The organism is Campylobacter sp. JMF_14 EL1 (genome assembly GCF_027737585.1).
Taxonomy (GTDB): Bacteria; Campylobacterota; Campylobacteria; order Campylobacterales; family Campylobacteraceae; genus Campylobacter_B.
The window spans coordinates 125347-145934 of the sequence record NZ_JAOVTW010000001.1 but is presented as its reverse complement, the minus strand read 5'-3'; the positions used below and the strand labels follow the sequence as shown (position 1 = coordinate 145934).

At 40.2% G+C, this 20588-nt stretch carries 15 protein-coding genes; 4 read left to right on the top strand and 11 right to left on the bottom strand.

Annotated elements, in window-relative coordinates:
• Positions 1-116 precede the first annotated feature (116 nt).
• The 3 genes from OFN73_RS00710 to OFN73_RS00700 all read right to left on the bottom strand — a co-directional run bounded on the left by OFN73_RS00710 (position 117) and on the right by OFN73_RS00700 (position 2500).
• Positions 117-719 carry a DedA family protein gene (locus tag OFN73_RS00710; RefSeq protein ID WP_270861795.1) on the bottom strand — a complete coding sequence of 201 codons (603 nt, stop codon included), beginning with the start codon at positions 717-719 and terminating at the stop codon, positions 117-119.
• A gap of 78 nt (positions 720-797) precedes the next feature.
• Entirely contained in the window at positions 798-1610 is an 813-nt protein-coding gene (locus OFN73_RS00705) for a peptidylprolyl isomerase (protein ID WP_270861794.1), read from the bottom strand.
• A 113-nt stretch (positions 1611-1723) separates the two neighbouring features.
• A complete protein-coding gene (locus tag OFN73_RS00700; protein WP_270861793.1) occupies positions 1724-2500 on the bottom strand; it encodes a MetQ/NlpA family ABC transporter substrate-binding protein in 777 nt (258 codons plus the stop codon).
• 188 nt (positions 2501-2688) lie between these two features.
• Here OFN73_RS00700 and OFN73_RS00695 point away from each other — a divergent pair, with 188 nt between their 5' ends.
• Both OFN73_RS00695 and OFN73_RS00690 read left to right on the top strand, forming a co-directional pair.
• The gene (locus OFN73_RS00695; protein WP_270861792.1) at positions 2689-3336 is read left to right on the top strand and encodes a ferritin family protein; all 648 of its coding nucleotides are present in this window, start codon (positions 2689-2691) and stop codon (positions 3334-3336) included.
• Positions 3337-3430: 94 nt separating this feature from the next.
• Entirely contained in the window at positions 3431-4261 is an 831-nt protein-coding gene (locus tag OFN73_RS00690) for a hypothetical protein (RefSeq protein ID WP_270861791.1), read from the top strand.
• A 421-nt stretch (positions 4262-4682) separates the two neighbouring features.
• On the opposite strand, the gene OFN73_RS00685 is transcribed toward OFN73_RS00690, so the two are convergent.
• The 8 genes from OFN73_RS00685 to OFN73_RS00650 form a co-directional block, all read right to left on the bottom strand.
• Positions 4683-5918 (bottom strand): zeta toxin family protein, encoded by a 1236-nt coding sequence (locus OFN73_RS00685; RefSeq protein WP_270861790.1) that lies wholly within the window; start codon positions 5916-5918, stop codon positions 4683-4685.
• 39 nt (positions 5919-5957) lie between these two features.
• Positions 5958-6125 carry a hypothetical protein gene (locus tag OFN73_RS00680; RefSeq protein WP_270861789.1) on the bottom strand — a complete coding sequence of 56 codons (168 nt, stop codon included), beginning with the start codon at positions 6123-6125 and terminating at the stop codon, positions 5958-5960.
• Positions 6112-6921, bottom strand: a complete 810-nt coding sequence (locus tag OFN73_RS00675; RefSeq protein ID WP_270861788.1) for a hypothetical protein — start codon at positions 6919-6921, stop codon at positions 6112-6114. Before OFN73_RS00675 ends, OFN73_RS00680 begins: the two co-directional genes overlap by 14 nt.
• A gap of 34 nt (positions 6922-6955) precedes the next feature.
• Positions 6956-7285, bottom strand: coding sequence for a DUF455 family protein (locus OFN73_RS00670; protein ID WP_270861787.1), 330 nt, complete (start codon positions 7283-7285; stop codon positions 6956-6958).
• 14 nt (positions 7286-7299) lie between these two features.
• Positions 7300-9324, bottom strand: a complete 2025-nt coding sequence (locus OFN73_RS00665; protein WP_442868093.1) for an ATP-dependent helicase — start codon at positions 9322-9324, stop codon at positions 7300-7302.
• A gap of 194 nt (positions 9325-9518) precedes the next feature.
• Positions 9519-10856, bottom strand: a complete 1338-nt coding sequence (locus OFN73_RS00660; RefSeq protein ID WP_270861786.1) for a M48 family metalloprotease — start codon at positions 10854-10856, stop codon at positions 9519-9521.
• 12 nt (positions 10857-10868) lie between these two features.
• The gene (locus OFN73_RS00655; RefSeq protein WP_270861785.1) at positions 10869-11462 is read right to left on the bottom strand and encodes a LemA family protein; all 594 of its coding nucleotides are present in this window, start codon (positions 11460-11462) and stop codon (positions 10869-10871) included.
• 66 nt (positions 11463-11528) lie between these two features.
• Positions 11529-12620 (bottom strand): D-alanine--D-alanine ligase, encoded by a 1092-nt coding sequence (locus OFN73_RS00650; protein WP_270861784.1) that lies wholly within the window; start codon positions 12618-12620, stop codon positions 11529-11531.
• A 124-nt stretch (positions 12621-12744) separates the two neighbouring features.
• Here OFN73_RS00650 and OFN73_RS00645 point away from each other — a divergent pair, with 124 nt between their 5' ends.
• A complete protein-coding gene (locus tag OFN73_RS00645; protein ID WP_270861783.1) occupies positions 12745-15273 on the top strand; it encodes a transglycosylase domain-containing protein in 2529 nt (842 codons plus the stop codon).
• Positions 15274-15345: 72 nt separating this feature from the next.
• Positions 15346-20499, top strand: coding sequence for an alpha-2-macroglobulin family protein (locus OFN73_RS00640; protein ID WP_270861782.1), 5154 nt, complete (start codon positions 15346-15348; stop codon positions 20497-20499).
• The last annotated feature ends 89 nt before the right edge of the window (positions 20500-20588 follow it).

Here is a 20588-nt window from a genome sequence, read left to right as displayed (position 1 = left end):
AGAATTTGTGTGATTGTAATACTAAATACCTAAAAACAATCTTAAATTTTCGTTAAAATGTTACTTTAAATTCAAAATTTTATAATTGTTATTTTTATTTTAAGATTTTTTTAAATTTAGCGATTTTTTCGTTTGATATGAAGTATATAAAGTACAGAAAGAAGCAGGACAAATCCCAATAAAAAAAGAGTGATTATATGCAATTTTTCCTTAATTAATTCTTGATTTTCGCCGATAAAATATCCAAGTAGCATTAAAATCAGCACCCAAATCCCGGCACCAAGTGCTGTAAATGTGCAAAATCGCGCTAAATTCATCTTTGCAAGACCTGCTGGCAGGCTGATGTATTGGCGGATACCTGGGATTAGTCTGCAATTAAATGTAGAAATTTCGCCGTGTTTGTTGAAAAATGCTTCAAATTTGGCAAATTTTTCATTTGTTACGCCGATGAATTTGCCAAATTTATCGATAAATTTGCGCCCGAAAAAATAGCACAAATAGTAGTTAAACACAGCCCCAGCCACGCTCCCAGCTAACCCGCATGCAAATGCTATGGCAAAGCTCATTTCGCCCTTGCTAGCGAGGTATCCTGCTGGAATCATCACGACTTCGCTTGGAAACGGAAAAAAACTGCTTTCTAAAAACATCATCGCAAAAATGCCGAAATATCCCCACGCTGCGACGAATTCTACGATAAAATTTACGATTGATGTAAGCACGAATTTCCCTTAAATTTAAAATTTAGAATTTGCGCGAAACTTAAATTTTATTAAATTCCGCGCATTAAATTAAAATTTTTATTTTGCGTATTCTACTGTCTGTTTGCTAAATAGCTCGTTTGCGATATCGTCGATTTTTTTGTTTAGTTTGCTTGGCGCAATTTGAGCTTTTATCATCTCTTTTACTTTGTCAAATTCCACAGGAGCAGCCTCTTTTAGGTCTTCTTTGTAGATGACATGATAGCCAAATTGAGTTTTCACAGGAGTTTTGCTAATCTCGCCTTTATTTAGCGCCCACGCAGCCTCTTCGAACTCGCTTACCATCATACCTTTGCCAAATGAGCCCAAATCGCCGCCGTTTTCTTTGGCGCTTGGATCTGTTGAAATTTCTTTGGCAAGTTTGTTAAATTCGGCTTTTAAGTTGTCTTTGCTGACTTTTTCTAGTTTAGCGATAGCGTCTTTTGCCTCTTTTTCATCTTTTAGCAAAATGTGGCTAGCTACGACGCTTTCTGGTTGCATGAAGCTGTCTTTGTTGTCGTCATAGATTTTTTTGGCCTCTTCGTCGGTTACTTTGACATCTTTTGTTTGCTCTTGTTGCCACAAAGCAAAGGCGATTTCATCTTTTGCAAGTTCGACTTGTTTTTTGTATTCTTCGCCATTTACGATACCGCTTTTTTTAGCCTCGGCAATCATAAGTTTAAATTTAATCATTTGATCGATTAGTTGTTTTTTGTCCTCATCGCTTGGGGTAGCGTGTGGGTTTTGAGCGAAGACTGGTGCGATATCCTCGTCTGTGACTGTGATATCTGTGCCTTTGACACTAGCTAGCACGCCAGCATTTAGCGAAAGTGCCATAGCGGCGACGAAACTGATTGATAAAAATTTTTTCATTTTTTTCCTTTTTTGAAAATTTTTGCGCGCATTATAAAAAAAGATTGTAAATATATGCGTAATATGATAAAAAATGCGAAATTTAGCCTACGAATTCGTAGGCTAAATTTGGATTAAAACGACGGAACAATCGCGCCTTTGTATTTTTCTTCGATAAATTTTTTCACACTTTCGCTTTGAAGTGCGCTATCAAGGGCTTTGATTTTTGGTAGGTTTTCATTGCCTTCTTTGACGACGACGATGTTTGTGTATGGGTTGCCAACTGCTTTTTCGATGAAAAGCGAGTCTTTAACTGGGTTTAGATCCGCGTTGAAAGCGAAATTTGAGTTGATTACAGCGATATCGACATCATCAAGTGTGCGAGGCAAATTTGGACCTTCAAGCTCTAAAATTTGGATATTTTTAGGATTTTTGGTTACATCTAGGGCTGTGCGGAGCTCTACATCTTTGCTAACTTCGATTAATCCCGCATCCACAAGCACATCAAGTGCGCGAGATTCGTTTGTAGGGTCGTTTGGCACAGCTACTTTGGCGCCGTCTTTTAGGTCTTTTAGATCTGTGATTTTTTTGCTATAAATTCCCATCGGTTCTAAATGCACGCCAACTGTTGTTTTGAGTTTTGTGCCATTTTTGGCGTTAAATTCCACTAAATATGGTTCGTGTTGGAAATAGTTCGCATCCACACTACCGTCATCTGTGGCTAAATTTGGAGTAACATAGTCGTTGAAAACTTTGACTTCGAGCTCGTATCCAGCGGCTTTTAGCTCTGGTGCGATATGCTCTAAAATTTCAGCATGTGGCACAGGAGTAGCTGCGACAACTAATTTTTCTGCCAAGGCAAAACTTACAACGCTTGCACTAAGAAGTGTAGTTAGAAATAATTTTTTCATTTCTTTCCTTTGATGAGAATTTAAAAAGGGCGATTTTATCATAAAATTTGGGCGCAAAACACAACAATTATTAAATTTATATGTAAATTTGTATTTGAAATTTCACTTCTAAATAATAATTTTTATTAAGTAGAGTTTAATGAGCTTTTGGTTATCATAAATTTTGAATTTTTGATAAAGGAGAGAGTATGAGACAATACGAAACATACAAATGCGACAAATGCGGCTGTGAAGTCGAAGTGCAAAAAGTAGGCGAGGGCGCAGTTTTGACATGCTGTGGTGAGCCGATGAAATGTATCACTGAGGATTTGACACAGGTAAATTTGATGAAGGCGTTTGCTGGCGAATCACAAGCTAGAAACAAATACGATCTTTACGGCGATTTAGCCAAAGAAGCCGGCTTTCACGCTATCGCGCGCCACTTTTACGAAGCGGCTGAAAATGAAAAATGGCACGCAAGAGCCGAGCTCAAAGCTCACCACGCAGCAGCAGGAATCCTGCTAGATAAAATGGATAAAAACCTAATCGACGCAGCAGCTGGCGAGAGATACGAGCATGAAAGTATGTATCCTGCGTTTGCGCAAATCGCGACAGAAGAGGGCAAAAAAGAGGTCGCAAGGCTATTTAACGCTATCGGCAAGGTCGAAGTCGAGCATGAGCGCGAATACAACGAGCTTCAAAAAATCTTGCTTGAAGAGGGATTTTTCGAGAGTTTTGATGAAGAAGTTTGGGTTTGCGAAGTGTGCGGTCATGTCCATCGTGGCAAAAAGGCCCCAGGCGCATGTCCTTTGTGCAAAGCCCCAAAAGAGTATTTCAAAAAACAAAGATTAGTTTAATCCTTAAAATTCTGGCGCCAAAAAGCGTCAGAATTACCAAATTTTACTCAAAATTTCACTATAATTCGCCCTAAATTTTACAAAAGGAAAATTTATGAAAAAGCTGCTTTTTTGTGCGATTTTTGGCGCAGTATTAGCGCAGGCAAACTTCCTTGATGAGGACATTAGGCTCTGCGATGAGGGTAGGGCTAGTAGTTGCGATTTTCTTATCAACTACTACAAAAGCGCCGAGCAAGAAAAGCACCGCAAAGCTTATGAAATCATCGCCAAACTATGTCTAAATGGCGATGATAGCAAGTGTGAAATCATCCGCTCTGAGGAATTTTTTGGCGGTGATCGCAAGCGTTATGCCGAAATTTTGGAGAAAAGTTGCGATGAGAAAAACATCAAAAGTTGCCTGTTTTTATTAGAGGATTATCCGATGTGGTCGGACCCCGCACCAAGGGTGCAAAGCGTGTATGATAGGCTGTGCAAATTCGGTGCACTGCAAGATTGCGATAAACAAAACCTCGATTTTAGCGATGTTAGGGACTTGCGCAAAGCTCACGACATCGCAAGAGCTGCAAGGAAGCTAGAAACGTTTCCAAAAGAGCTGAAAAAATCTGCCCAAAACAAGCTTGACGCCGCAAAATTTGATGATATGATTGGGGCTGAAAATTTCGCTAGCGAGGAAAATTTGGCGCAAGTAAAGCAAAAATGCGAGGAGAAAAACAGCTCTTATTGCGCACTTTTGGGCTATTTTTACGAGGTGCGCGCCAAGGCTAGCACTGATAGCGATGATGATTTTTACGAGTTTAACGACGCTTCGATGAAATTCTACAAAAAAGCCTGCGAGTATGGGGAGTGGGACGATTGGGATACGGGGCATTATTGCAGGGGATACGGCGGGGCTATATTTTATCGCCGTATGCGTGCAGGGGAGTGAAATTTAGGTAAAATTTGGCGAAATTTTGATTTTGCCAAATTTTGTTTTTTAAATTTTGCAAAATTCTAAAATTCCGCTTATGCAACCCCAAAATACTGTGCCGAAATTTTGTTTTTTATTTTGAAAGGAAAATTTTGCTTTCAAGCGTCATTGCGAGGCGATGAAATCTCCGTGGTAATCTAGGGAATACCAAAAATTTTAAAATATAAAATTTAATTAGGATTTCAAATTTTTGATTATTAAGCCAAAATTTGCATTTTAAATTTCAGAATTCTTTGGAATTTTACTAGATTGCTTCGTCGCTTTGTTCATCGCAATGAATTTTGGGCGAAATTTCGGCACAGTATCAGAGATTGCACTCAGCGAATTTTGCATAAAATTTCAGACGCAGTATCTGCAAAAAAACAAAATTTGCCAAATTTTACTCTCTTGTAAAAACTCTGATATTATCCGCAAATCCGCTATCTTGCACTATTTTAAGATTTTCATTTAGTTTGGATACGACCAAATCGTGGTGAGATTGCACGACATAGCGAGCCTCTTGCGGGCAGAGTTTTTTCCAAATTTCATAGCGTTCGTTGCAAGATTTCCAGCTAAGCTCGCCGTCGCAAGTTTGGATTAAAACTTCCGTTTTGTAACCTGCGGTTTTGAATTTTTTAAGCGTGTAAATTGGTGTATCAGCTGTGCGAAAAGTCCCCTCAATAGCGATATTATAGCGTTCTACGATTGCTTTATTTATGATTATTTCTGTAAGTTTTGTGCAAAACTCGGCTGTTCGCTCTGCCATTTTTTGGCTATCAAGGGCGCAAATTTGGGCGTAGTAGGGGTGGTATTTGCGAAACTCATCGCTGTTTATGACAACGCCATTTTCGCCTAGCTCGTTAAGGGCTAGGCGGAGCATATTTGCCTTACCAGCTCCTGGCTGACCGCCTAAAACATAGGCTTTTGGGGCTTCGTTGCCAGCTTTTGCGAGTGGATTTTTATCCAAAATCACCTCAGCCCATACATTTTGGCTTGCTCTTTGGGCGAAAAATTCGGCGTTTTCGTTGATTTTGGTTATGTCGCAGAGCAAATTTTGGCTAATTTCTTTATCTTTATAGGCTTGCAAAGTCGCAAAATTCGTGGTTGTGCCGCCGTCTATGGATTTTATGAGCCTTGCAAGATTTGGCATTTGAGTTGCGATATTTCTAAGCACATTTTTTATCTCATCATCGCTCATATCGTATTTTGAAAGAAACATTGCGCGAGCGACTTTCTCATCTGCGTAAAATTTGTGATAATCAAAGTTTTTATCTTGCGTAGGTCTGATTAAAATATCGAATTTAGCGAATTTCTCTTCTAATTCGTCAAAGAAGTTTTGCAAATTTTGCCCGTAAATTTCTCGCAATTTTTCTGCAAAAAATTCCAAAAACAAGCCGTGAGTATTAAATGAAACTTCCCGCCCCATTAGCTTCATATCGTATTCTTCGCGGATTTGCTCGATTTTTTCAGCCGTTTTTTCAAAATCAATGCTTTCATGTTCGCTCATTAAAATTTGATGATAAATTTCGCCCATTTTTTTGCTATCACTTCTCATTTCCTCGTCCCTATCTGCGGGGAATAAATGCCCAACACAAGCGTATTCGAGTAAAACATCTCTTTGCATTAACGAAGCCATTTTTTAATCCTTTAAGTTTTGATAAATGCGATTTTATCGCTATTTGGTAAAATTTTGAGCTTGAAGCTCTTTGATTTTTTCTATCTCTTTTGGCGAGTAACCTGCCTTTAAACGGGCGATTTCGTTTATCGCGGGAGTAGTTTTTTTAAAAATTTTCCCAAATTTGCCTAAGGCATTTCTGCCATCATCATATCTATTTTGTTCCATTTGTTTCCCCTTGAATAAAATTTCGAATTGTCTCATCGTTTGTTATCGCAAATATATCATCAAAAGCTTTTGCATAATCAGCTATAAATTTATTCTTATCAATATGTTTTAAAATTTCACTAGCCATTTTAAGGCGTTCATTTCTGAAATTTTGATATTTTTCTGTCGCAATAAAAGCTAAAATTTCATCACTTGGTCTTTTATTTTTTATAGCCTGCTTTGTGCTAGGACAATTATGTGAAATAAAGATTAAAATATCACTGCTAATTTTACTAAATACCCTAGAATTAGGATTTATCGGCGCTTGGTTATCGAGATAAAATTTAAGCAAATCAACATTGTTTGTGTATATTAAAAAATCCACAAAATATACATTTTGTGGATTTTCATTTTTTAAGTTTTCTACAACTTTATCGAGTTGTGCAAAATCCAAATTTTGCTCGTTTAATATATGGGCGATTTTTAAAGCGAATTCGTCATTTTTGGTTTTTGTGTAATCAAAATCATCTTTTTTTGCATTGCCAAGTGAAATCAAAGCCAGCATTTCGTTAAAATTTTCCTGTGGTAGTGCGCTTAAATCGCACTTTGAAATAGCGTGATAAATTGTTTCGTTATCATTAAAAATAAGGTCTAGGAATTTGTCGATTTCGTTTTTATCAAGAGAGTTTAGTTTGTCGCACGGAGTGTTTTGAAAAAACTCGTCAATTTTTGTCAAATTTAGCTTAATATCATCTGCAACGGCGAAATTTAAACACAATCCCACCATGCACAGTATCATCAAAAATAGTCTTTTCATTTTTATCCTTTATTTGAAATTTGCAAATTTAAACCTACGAAGCAAGTAAATTTAAATTTGCAAATTCATCATCTAGCGCTAAATCAATCGCGCTGTATTCGATATGCGCCACAGAGTGCAGAAATAGGGCGTTTTTATCGACATTTTGCTTTTTTAAATTTTTGTTTTGGATTTTTATATCTTTGACCTGTGAAATTTGGGCGAATTTCGCATAGCTAGGGTTTTCGAGCGGTTTTGGCTCAAAATTTTGCTCAAATTCTACTTCATTTTTGCAAAATTTTGCGTAAAATTTTGCAAATTTTTCTATTTTTTCGTTTGGACTGCCAGCGTTTAAAATTTCCCAAATTTCTGCGTGAAAACTCATTTTAACCCCCAAATTTACGCCATACCAGCTTCGACTAAAAAACAGCTTGGCTGATAGTTTATTTTGCGAATTTTATCAAATTTCGCGTAGCTTAGATAGAGCTCATTTCGCGCCCTAGTAACCGCTACATAAAATAGTCGTCGCTCCTCATCTAGACTGCCACCCATGCCCATTAGCTTCAAATTTGGAAAGCGGTTTTGCGCCAAATCCACCAAAAACACGCTATCAAACTCCAAACCCTTGCTAGCATGCACGCTTAGCAGATTTACGCCCTCTCCCTCGCTCATTTCCTTCGCGCCAAGTGTGATGAAGTTATAAAAACTCCCCGCGTCCTTGTATTTGCTCGCAATCCCGCCTAAAATCGCTACTTTGTTGTAAATTTTCTCATTTTCGTTCGTTTTGCGATCGAGATCGACTTTGCCGTTTTTGAGCGTGGCTCTGTGAGTGGCGATATTACCTGCAATTATGGCAAAAAGCTTTGAGGATTTTATCAAATTCACTAGCTCGCCAGCGCCGAAATTTGGGCTAAATTTGCTAAATAGCGTGTATAGTTCGTGCAAAATCACAGCTGCGCTTTCGTTTAGTTTATTGTATTTTAGCACCGGATTTTTGGCGAAATTTTCGCTAAATCCAAGCGTGCTAAACCGCTCCAAACTCGCCTGCAAATCCATATCATCAAAAAGTCCTAGCTGATAATTTCGCTTTTTTTGCTCGTAAATTTTCGCACTCATATCAGGGCGCAAAAAGCCATCTTTGATATTTCCGCCACCAAGCGTGATTAGCGCGTCGAAAATCTCCTTGCTAGTGGCGTTTCCGATACCTTTGGCATATTCTAAAATCCCAAGAAATGCCATCATATCCTTTGGGTTTATCAGCGCGCCGAAAATATCCATAAATGCCTTTATTTCGCGACTTTCGAAAAAGCTCGTGCTGCCTTTGCGCTTTGCGCTGATTCCTAGCTCTTTGAGCGCGACTTCGATCCCATCGGCCGAGGAGTTGTTGCGAAAAATCACCGCAAAACTCTCAGGCGCGCGCCCGCTTTGCTTGATTTGCTGTGCGATATGGCCGTATTGCGACATAATCTCATCATACACATGCAGTTTTGGCGCGCTAAATTTGCCCGTGCGCCCCACGACTAGCTTTTTGTCATACAGGCGCGGATTGTTTGAAATGACCTTGTTTGCAAGGGCTAAAATTTGGCTAGATGAGCGGTAATTTATGTTTAGCGTGTAAATTTTCGCGTCGCTAAAACGGGTGCCAAAAGAGCCGATTATATCAATATTCGCGCCGTTAAAGGCATAAATACTCTGGTCGAAATCGCCCACGCAAAAAAGGCTTTTTGTCCTAAATGCGTCGATTAGTGAGCCTTGAAGCGAGTTTGTGTCTTGATACTCATCGACTAAAATTTCATCATAGTATAGTGGTGCGCCCTTGCGCAGTTCGTGGCGCATTTTAAGCAGTATGTCGTTAAAATCGGCGTAATTAAAGCGGGCTTTTTCTTCTTCAAATTCACGCAAAATATCCTCGTAAATTTCGCTAAATTCAGCCTGATCTTCGAAATTTCTAGCAAACCACGAGCCAAAACTCTCGCCTGTTTGTTTGTTTTGAAAGAGCGAGTATATGTCGTATAAATACGCACCGCCATACGGTCTAGTATCGCTGATATGGTAAAATTTGCGATTTTCTACGATACTTTTTAAAAGCGTTTTTAACTCGCTTGGCTGTTTTAAAATCACACCCTTGCCAAGCTCGCGCAAAAGTGCGTAAGATACCGCGTGGAAGGTGCCTGCGGTGATTTTGGCGGTGATTTTTTTGTCAAAATAGCGATTTAGCCTCGCAATCATTTCGCTAGCTGCCTTGTTTGTGAAGGTTAGAAGCAAAATTTTGCTTGGATTTACGCCAAGGTGCAGTAAATGCGCAATGCGCGCTACAATGGTACTAGTCTTGCCTGTGCCTGCGCTTGCGATTACGAGATTGTGGCCAAAGGGCGCAGTCGCGGCGGAGTATTGTTCTTGGTTTAAATTTGATATTGCGTTCAAAATTTTCCTTTAAAATCGTAGATTATAGCCTAAATTTATTATAAAAAAATTAGCCCTGCGCCTAAAATTTGGCGTAAATTTGGGCGTGAAATTTAACCAAAATTTGCAAAATTTAAAATTTAACCAAAATTTGCGAATTTTAAAATTTAGCCTAAATTTAACGCACGAAATTTAGCGCGAAATTTAGCCCAAATTCACGCGCCCATTTCTTTTAGCTTTTTTATCCGTGATTGCAGGCTAGGGTGCGTGGCGAAAAGCCCAGAAAATGCGGGCAAGAAAAACATGTGCGCGCAGGCTCTGGCGTTTGTGTTTTTGATATGAAAATTTGCGAAATTTCTTAGTGGATTTGCGCGAAAATTTCGCATTTCATCTGTGTTTATACTGCCACTTTGGCGCGTTTTTGAGGAAAAATATCTGTTTAAATTCGGCTTTTCTTCATTTTTTGGGGCTTTAAAATCTTTTTTGCCGATTCCGTCGTGATAGGCTTTGTTGAATTTTTGTATCATAAAAAGCTTATCAAGCGCCTTTTTAATCCCCAAAGGATTGCGTGTGTATTTGGCTGCACTAGCGTCTGCTAAAAACTCTTTTTGCCTAGAAATCGCGCTTTGGATAAGTTCGGCAAAAACCTTACCCAAAAGCCCGAGTAGCCAAAATGTAACGCCCACAAGTATGACTATGGCAATCCCGCTTCCTTTGGAGTTTCTGCCACTTCTACCCCTGCTAAATGCCCTTAAAATCTCATATCCGATGAAGCTAAGCGTCCCAAGTGCGCCAATGACGCTAATTAGCCTGATATTTAGCTCGATATCATCGTGAAATGCGTGCGAAAACTCATGCGCGATTACCCCTTGCATTTCGTCGCGGTTAAATGTCCTCATCGCCCCAGCCGTGACAAAAATCGCGATTTTTTCGCTATCTTTGCCGAAATTCTCCCCGCTTGCCATGGCATTTACGCCATTTTCGTTTTTCATGATAAAAACCCGTGGCATGCCCACACGCGAGGCAATCGCCATTTCTTCGATTATGTTAAGCAGAATTTTTTCGGAATTTTTGGCTGTGTGGGGGTGAATTTCTGTGGCGTCAAGCCCCTTTGCAAGGCTAGAAATGTCTGCCGTCTCAAAATAGCGTTTTTTGATATAGCTAAATACAATCACGCAGACTAAAAGCGCGGACAAAAGTAGCGGCAGGGCGTAATCCGCGCCCTCGCCAAGGGCAAAATTTTTGTAATTTAAAAAATCAAAAAATAGCGCGTATGAGAGCCAAAAAACCTGCACCAAAACGCTTGCAAAGACGAAATTTAGCCACGCAACCTTGCTTTTGGCTAGTTTTTGGTGTTCGTTTATGCTGTGAGATAGCGAGGCTGTTTTGCCAAGGAAAATGCGCGTTATGGCAAACAAAACCGCGCTACACGCCAAAACACACAGATAATACCCGGCCTTTGGCGTATAAAAAATCTCATTTGCGCTTAAAAAATGGCAAAATTTTTCAGGTAGGTAAAAAATCGCTAAATTTAGCGCAGACAACGCCTCCACAAAATTTCTCGCTTAAAACTCGATTTTTGGGGCTTTTTGGATATTTTCCTCTCTGAATTCAAGCAGGGCTAAATCTTTGTGAAATTTAGGGAAAAATCCGACTAAAATATTGTTTGGAAAGCTTTGTTTATAGGTGTTAAAGTCCGTAACTGCGTCATTGTAAGACTGCCTAGCAAAGCCGATTTTATTCTCGGTAGAGGTGATTTCCTCGCTTAGATGTAGCATATTTTCGCTAGCTTTTAGCTCAGGATAGGCTTCGACCTGGATATTTAGCCCATTTAGCGCGTTTTTTAGCTCGTTTTCTGCGCTTGCTAAATTTCGCATATCGCTATCATTTAAGCCGTTTTGTTTGATACTTTCTAGTGCGCTAGTTGCGCGGTTTCTGGCATTTACGACATTTTCTAGGGTCTGTTTTTCATGCGCCATGTATTTTTTGACAACTTCGATTAAATTTGGGATTAGATCATATCTGCGTTTTAGCTGGACATCGATTTGTGCAAAGGCGTTTTTGGCTTCGTTTAAAAGTGCGACAAGTTTGTTGTAAATACCAATGAGAAAAATTCCGACAAGAATTAAAATAGCTAAAATTACTAGCAAAATACTCATTTTTTATCCTTTTGTTAAATTTGGCTAAATTTCACGCTAAATTTGGAATTTAGCGTGAAAATTTGATTATTTGTTTGCTGCGATTTGCGTAACCAAATCGTAGGTTACTGGGATTTTTTTGTATTGTGGCAAAGATGTAGAAAGCCCGTCGATAATCGCGCTAAAATCGTTAAACAAATAGCTTGCAAGAGCCGCTGGGACGGGGTTGATTTCGTTTAGATAGATTTCGTTATTAAACACGAAAAAGTCGCATCTGATGATCGAGCCCTCAAATCCGCTGTTGTAAATTTTAGCAAACGCATCTTTCATCTTATCTGCGATTGAAATGCCCACAGTTTGCTCTGTCACGGTGTTTGGTTGGGTAGTGTCGATGTATTTGCGACCAAAGTCTAGGAAGTCTTTTTTCACAGGTTGGCCAAATTTTGAAAATACAATCTCGCCACCTATTTTACAACCTGCTAGGCTGTATTCTTTGACATCTTTGACGAAAGGCTCGACGATGACCTCGCTATCTAGCTTAAAGACCTTGTCGATGATTTTATCGAGCTCTAAGTCGCTATTTACGATACTAGCGCCGATACTGCTACCTAGGTGGGCTGGTTTTATGATGACAGGGTAGTTAAAAGACGGCAGGCTCGTGCGCTTTAAAACTGCGTAATTAATCGCCTTAACCCCTGCGTTTTTGGCTAAATTTTTGGTTAAAATTTTATTATGGCTTACAGCACTTGCCTCTAATCTAGGGCCGATTTGTGGAATTTCGTAAAATTCTAAAAGTGAAGCTAGCTTGCCGTCGCAACCATCGCCACCATGGATTGTGTTGATACACACATCGATTTCTAATCTGTTTTTTGAAAACATACCGCTTGTGTAAAATCCGCCATAAGAGAGGGTTAGCTCTTTGACCTTGCTGCCATAAGAAGTTTGAGATGAAAAACCGCCCTCAGCAGCGTCTGTGTTGGCAGAATGAGATCTAGCAAAATTTCTAGCAAAGTAGCTTGCTACCATATTTCCCTCTTCGATTTCGAAAAATCTGCGGTTAGCGTCGCAGTAGATAAAGGCTAAATTTTTGCCTTTTAGTGCGTTTTTTACAGCGATTGCTGTGAGGATACTGACATCGTGCTCGTAGCTTTGTCCGCCAAAAATGATACCATATTTCATAATAACTCCTTTGGGCTCTTTAAAGTGTAATTTAACTCTCGATTTTATAAAATTTATGCTTTATATTCTCTTTTTGTGTGAAAAATTTGAGTAAATTTATAAATTTTATAGATATAATATTTTTATGAAATTTATAGGCTTTGTGAAATTTAGCGCATTTTTGGGCGCATTTTTGCTTTCGTTGTTTTTGATTTTGGATTTTTTATTTCCCCTAAATTTGGCTGGATTAAATAAAGAAAAGTCGTTAGTTTTGTATTCGAGTGAGGGGGAAATTTTAAATATGCAAATTAGCAGTGATGAGATTTGGAGGTTTTATGCCAGCAGCGATGAAATCCCACAGCGTCTAAAACAGAGCGTGGTGCATTTCGAGGACAGGTATTTTTACTACCATTTTGGTGTAAATCCATTTTCGATAGCACGGGCATTTACGCATAATATTTCGCAAAATTTTACGCATAAAAATGCAAATATAGCCAGAGTAGGCGCAAGCACCATTACAATGCAGGTTGCGCGTATGATGAACCCCAAAGAGCGCAGTTACAAAAACAAATTTATCGAAATTTTCAACGCCTTTCAGCTCGAATTTCACTACACCAAAGATGAAATTTTGACAATGTATTTCAATCTAGCCCCCTATGGTGGCAATATCGAGGGTGTGGCTAGTGCTAGCTATTTTTATTTTGGCAAAAGCCTAGGTGAGCTTAGCAACGCTCAAATCGCGCTTCTTGCGGTTGTGCCAAAAAACCCGAACAAAAACCGCCTAGACCGCGCGAATTTGGATTTAAACTCGCTAAAAAACAGGCTGATTTCTAGTCTTTATAAGGCAGGAATTTTATCGCTTAGCGAATTTGAACGCGCTAGTAGCGAGAAATTTACCCCCACAAGGCACCCTGCGCCAAATTTCGCTCCGCATTATGCAATGCGCGCCTTTAAAAATGCGAAAAATTTGGGCGTGGCAGGGCGCGCTGGCGCGAGTGAGGCTGTGGGTGCGCGTGTGGGCGAAACAGCAAGCAAAACAGCTGGCGTGGCAGAGGGTGTGAGCGAAACAGCTACCGAAACAAAACGCGCGCGCGCAAGTTCTGTAGGGGCAGGTTCTGTGGAGGCAACTTCTGTGGTGGCAAGCCAAAGCGCGCACTTGGCACAAAATGGCGCGATAAAGCCCGCAAACACAGACAATCACGCCGTGCGCACAGGCGATACAAAGCGCATAGCGCAAAACGGCGCAATCTGGCAAAACAAAGCAGAGCGCATAGCGCAAAACGGCGCAAATTTAATCCACTCAAATTTAAACAAAACCTATCAACTCACCCTTGAAAATTTCCTTAAATCAAGGATAAATGACCTAGCCAAATTTGGCGTCAAAAACGGCTCTGCAATCCTAATCGACAACGAAAAAATGGCGGTTGTGGCATACGCAGGTTCGCACGATTTTGGCGGATTTTTGGGACAAAATGACGGCATAGTCTGGGCGAAAAATGTAGGCTCCACGCTAAAACCATTTATCTACGCAAGAGCCCTTGAAGAGGGGCTTATCACGCCACGCCGTGAGCTAATCGACGCTCCGATTAGCTTCAAAAACTACTCCCCACGCAACTACAATCTAGGCTTTATGGGGGTTATTAGCGCAAATGACGCACTCGGATATAGCCTAAATATCCCGGCTTTGAAGCTTTTACTATCCCTTGGCGATGACGGGCTTTATGAGCTTTTGCTTCGCGCAAATCTCGCGCCGTATTCCAAAGAGCATTATGGGCTTGGGCTCGGGCTTGGCGGAATTAGCATAAATTTGCTAAATCTCACTCATCTTTACAGCGTTTTTGCAAACTCTGGCGAGCTAAAACCGCTAGAACTAGCAGGGGCGAAAGTTGGTCAGAGCGCGCAAATACTAAGCCCGCAAAGTGCGTATATCATCACTCAAATGCTAAAAAACGCCCCACGAAGCTATCTTGGCTCTGTGTGGCAAAATACCAAAAATATGCCGACCCTGATGTTTAAAACCGGCACGAGTGCCGACGGGCGCGACCTTTATACGATTGGCGTAACGCCAAAATTTAGTCTTGGGGTTTGGTTTGGCAATTTTAACGGCGAAAAAACGAGCGATATAAGTGGCGGGCTTAGTGCTGCGCGCGTGGTTTTTGATATGTTTTCTTATCTTTCAAACACAGGCGCGATAAATGCCGAATTTGCCCGTCCTAGTGGCGTGAGCGAAAAAGAAATTTGCGCTGATTTTTTCGTAGAAAAAGAGTGCAAAAAAATGGTGCGAGATTTGGTGATAGAGGGTGTAACTTTGCACGATGAGTGCGAATTTTACCGCCCTAGCGAGCTTTTTTATCTTTTGCAAAACGGCATTATTGACGCAAATACGACCAAAAACGGCAGGTGCAAGGATAAATTTGCTAGCATTGCGCCAGCTCTTAGCGATATAGATGGCAAAATTTACGAAGTGGGCGATAGTGCAGAGATAAAACTTAGCGCCTCTTGCACGGCTGTTTTTGGCGATGAAATTTTTATCAGCGTAAATAATAGCCCATACGAGGCGAAAAAAAATGGCGAGAATTTTATGCTAAATTTGAGCTCGGGCGAATATGAACTTTCGTGTTTGGACGAAAACGCGAATTTTAGCGTGGCGAAATTTAGGGTAAAAAATAGATAAAATAAAAAATAAAAAATTACCAAAATATAAAAATTTCACAATATAATTACGCGAAATTCTTAGGGGAAAATTATGGAAAAAATTTTAATCAAATTTGGGCTTTGTAGCGCACTTTGCGCTGGGTGGCTCTTTGGCGTGGAAACGCATATTAATGATGAGAGCTTGGTTTTTAGTGGTGCAAAAATCGCGCCTTTTGGCATAAGCGAGGAGCAAATCGCAAAATGTGAGCCGGGGATTACTGGCGTATATGAGTATAAAAATAGCGCTGAAATAGAGTTTTATCCAAAGACTAAGCTAAATGCCAGCACTCGCTATAACTGCGAGATTGGCGGGGAGAAATTTAGCTTTACGACGGCTGGGTTTAGCGCGAGCGAGCTTAAAATACTGCGCCCAGGACTTGCAAAGATTAGCTTTAACGATAGCGTGAGCGAGGAGGGGGCAAAGTCAGGGATTAGGGTGTATTCGCTGCAAAATTTAGCCAAAAACGATATTAGCTTTACCATTAGCGCGCAAAATGATAGAAGTTTTTTGATTTCTTATGACGCTAAGCACCCAAATATCGTCATCGAAGCAAACTCTGTAAAATCAAAAAACGGCGCAACGCTAAGCGCCCCAAAAATCCTAAAAGCAGATGAGGAGCCATTTAACGACAGCATAAATGCCTCAAACCTAGACGATGTCAAAATCCGCGAAATTAGCTTTAATGACGGCTCGTTTGGAGCTAGGTTGTATTTCCCTCACTATGTCGATGACGCGAATTTAGCCAAATTTATCCGCGTTAATGGCGTGGGTAAATTTAGCCTTGGCGAGGCTAGATACAGATACTACGAAGATGAGCAAAAATACCCGCAAATCAGTGATAAATACTACTATCATGTAGATATCAAAAGCGCTGAATTTGCGCCAAATAAAAGCTATGAATTGCGCCTTTTAAAGGGCTTTGGCGATGATTCTAGGATAGTTAGAAATGAAATAAAGCTAAATTTCAAAACTGGCGATAGGAAGCCTTTTGTGCAGTTTAGTGATATGAAAAAATTCGTCCCTAAAAACGCAAATATCGCGATAAAAAGCTCGAATTTAAACGAAATTAGCATTAGCGTTTCAAAGATCAGCGATGAAAATTTCAGATATTTTCTAAATTTTGAAAGCAATTATCCGCACTCGCTAGCTAGCGAGGTTGTGAATAAAAAATTTGACATTGGCGGGGCGAAAAACGAGATTAGCGAGCATAAAATCGCTATGGATTTTAAGGGCTTTGAGGACGGCGTGTATGTGATAGATGTGCATTACAAAGAGGGCGCTATAATGCGAACTATCACGCGCACAGCCTATATCAGCGACATTTCGGCTCAGGTTAGCATGGCTGATAGCGGCGCGCTAATCTATACTTCGCGCCTAAGCGACGCAAAAGCCCTATCGCACGCTATTGTTAAAATTTACAATGACAAAAACGAGATGATTTTAGAAAAACGCACGAATAGTGATGGAATTTTGCTTGTAAATGACGCTAAATTTTTGGATAAAAATCCTAAATCTATCGAGATTACAGACGGCAAAGAGCGCGGGTTTGTGATATTTGACGAGGCTGTTTCTAGCACGGAAGCAACTAAAAGCAACGCTCGGGCAATGGTGTATTTCGCTAGCGAGCTAGTAAGCCCAAATGAGGCACTAATCGGCTCTGTGGTGCTCAAAAAGAGCGATTTTACGCCGATTAAAAACACTCCGATAAAATACAAAATCACAGATCCTTATGGCGTGAATATCATCACTCGCGCCCTAAAAACCGACTCTTATGGCGCGCTAAATTTCAAAGAGAATTTGGGCGAAAAAAGCGGAAGTTATACCTTTGAGCTGATTTACGAGGATAAAATCATCGAAACCAAGAAATTTAGCGTCGAAAATTTCATACCAAACCGCGTGAAAAACGAAATTTTAACGAGCAAAGATGAAATTTACAAAGATGAGCTAATAATCGCAAATTTGATTTCAAACTACCTTGTGGGCGCACCAGCTGCAAATTTAGCCAGCAAAATTGAGGTGAAATCTTACGAAAAAGAGCTTAAAATCAGCGGTTTTGAAGGATACAGCTTCACAAATGCAAGACTTAAAAAAGAGGGCACCTTAGAGGTAAAAAGCGAGGAATTTAGGCTAGATAATAATGGCAAAAAAGACCTCGTAATCGCTCCAAAGGCACAGGGTGTGTCAAATGCGGCAAATTTGATGATGAATTTTAGCGTCCAAGACGGGGGCAAAAATGTCAGCGCGTATAAAATGCTAAGCTACTATCCATACGACAAAATTCTAGGAATTCGCGCTAACAAGGACTTCATAAACAGTGGCGAGGAGGTAAAATTCGACCTTGCATTACTAGATAGCAAAAGCAAAAAAGAGCAAAAAGGCAAGGTGGATTTAGAAATTTATCGCCAAGATTTCACCTATATTTACGACGGCGAGAGATATGTCGAGCAAGAGAGCTTTTCGCTTGTGGATAGCATTAGCGCAGGAGGCTCACAGATTGGGTATAAATTCGAAAATGGCGGTTCGTATATCGTAGTGGCAAACGATTACGCAAGCGGGGCGAGTGCGAGCGTGAGAGTCGATGTGAGCGGATATGGATACTATGGTAGGCTAAATGCCAAAGATGTCAATACAGCCCGTATAAATTTAGAAAAATCAAAGCTCAAACCTGGCGAAATGATAAAAGGCGTAATTACTTCGCCTATCGAAAACGGCGTGCTAAATGTGGCTTTGATAGGAGAGAGCGTGTATGATTATAAAATTACGCAAATTCGCGGAAACAGCGCAAGTTTCGAGCTAAGAGTGCCAGAGAATTTCACCGGCGGACACATTAGCGCTAGCATTTCACGCTCTGCCTCGGGCGCTGCTATGCCACTTCGCACATATGCAAATGTAGCTGTAAGCCTCGATGTGAGCGAGAAAAAACTCCCTCTTAGCCTGCAAAGCAAGTCTGAGTATAAAAACGGCGAAAAAGCCATAATCGTGGCAAAATCAGCGCCAAATTCTAAAATCACGCTTTACGCTGTGGATTTAGGGATACTAGACGCGATAAATCAAAAAGAGTTAAATGCGTTTTCATATTTTGATAAGCCGATATATTTCAGGCACCGATATTTCGATATTTTCGATGATTTGAGTGTGTATAGCGCAAACGGCAAAGAGCTAAGCTTTGGTGGCGATGAAATGCTAAAAAGCGCGAAGCGAAATTTAAGCCCAGTGCAAAATAAAAAAGATAAAAAATTTGTCAAGATGTATGAGAGTATCGCAAACGGCGCAGGCGAGGCTAGATTTGAGGTAGATTTACCAAAACACTTTAATTCTATGATTCGCCTAAGTGCGCTAGCCCTTGATGATGAAGAAAAAATCGGCTGGGCAAACTCTCAAATCAGCGTCAAAGATGATATCGTCATTAAACCAGCAGATTTGACATACATGGTCAAAGGCGATGATATAAATATCCCGCTAACGCTCATAAATACGACAAATTTGCCAAAATCGCTAAATTTAAAGGCGAGTTTTAACGACGCAGTTCAAATTTCGCTAAGCGATGCAAATATCACGCTAGGAGCGCTGGAAGCAAAGAATTTGAAATTTAGAGCAAATGCGTTAGAGCTTGGCGAGGGCGTGGTGAGCCTGGAAGCGAGCGAAGAAAATGGGGCTAAATTTGAGTATGAGTTGAAATTTGATGTCATTTCGCAGTTTCCGCGCTCGAAATTTAGCGCCAGTGCTTATAGTGACGCGCCGATGAATTTTAGCCTGCCAGCTTCGTATAAAGATGTCTTTACATACATAGGCACTAGACCTAGCACTTATACGGTGGCAAGGGAGTTGGAACGATATCCGTATGGTTGCACAGAGCAACTAAGTTCAAAAATTTTAGCCTATGATTTCTTCTTTAAACGCGACCACGACGAGGCGATGAAGGGGGCTGTTTTAGACCATGCTACGAAAATTTTATCAAGGCTTAAAAATAATGGCGAATTTGGGTATTGGAGCGCGCATGGCGAGACGAACGCATTTGCGTCGCTGTATGCTAGCGATGTGCTTTTGGATATGGACGCGAAATACAAAATCCTAACCCCAAAACAAAAAGAGCTGATTTTAAGGGCGCTAAAATCGTCGTATTCTAGCGAGCCTAGCTTGCGATTGTATGCGGATTTCGTGCTAGATAGGGTTGGCGCATTAAGCGATGATGAGCTAAATTTCGTCTATGATAAAAAACTCTACGAAGCTAGCCCGCTAGCGACATTTTCTATGCTTGCGATTTTGCAAAAACACAAAATGAGCGCGGAATTTAGTAAAATTTATAGTTCAAATTATAAATTTGATTATGCTAATAAAGATGCTAGTAAAATTTTTGCTAGTGAGGTTAGGGACGCTGGATTTGCTCTGTATGCCCTAGGAAGTGTCGGTATAAAAGATAGCATCTTAGATACTTTGGCGCAAAATTTAAGCCAAAATTTACAAAATGTTTCTAGCACGCAAGAAAGAGCATTTGTGCTAAGAGCACTTGAAGCGTATTTTGGCGAAGATGATAAAGGCGTGGGCGCAGATATAGTCGCAAACGGACTTACACAAAGTATCCAAACTCCGTCAAATTCAGTAATTACGCTAAATTCTAACGACAGAGAAATCAAAATTTCGCCAAAAAATGGCGAGAAAATTTTTGCTAATTTGCTTAGCTTTGGTTACGAGCCAGTCGCGCTCAAACATAGCCCGCTTAGTATAAACAACCACACAGGAAATTTGCACGGAATCAAACAGCTAGAAATCATGCGTGAATTTGTCGATGAGGCTGGTAATGCGGTTTCGCTTGATAATCTAAAAGTAGGGCAAAGAATTTATTCTAAGATAAATTTCCGCTCAAATTTCTATATCAGAAATTTCGTGATTGATGAGGCGGCAAGCACCTGCTTTGAGATCGTCAATGAGCGCATAAATCCGGGATTTATAAGGCCTGAGAATTTGCAGGATAAAACTAGCTTCGAGCACAAAGAGATAATGTTTGATAGAGTGCTAAGCTTCCCGGTTGGTGGAGTGTATTATAAAGATACGAAAACTGGCAATGACTATACCGGCGTATTTTACACACCGCTTAATGTAGTGTATTCTGGTATGTGTGCCTTGCCGGCTGTGAGTATCACTGATATGCAAAACGAAAGCGTAATGGATTATGATTTACCGGTGCTAAATTTCAAAATAAAATAAATTTAACCTTAAAATTTAACTTACTTGTAGAAAATTTAACTACAAGTAAGTTCTTCCTTAACAAATTTTAAACAAAAAAACTATATAAT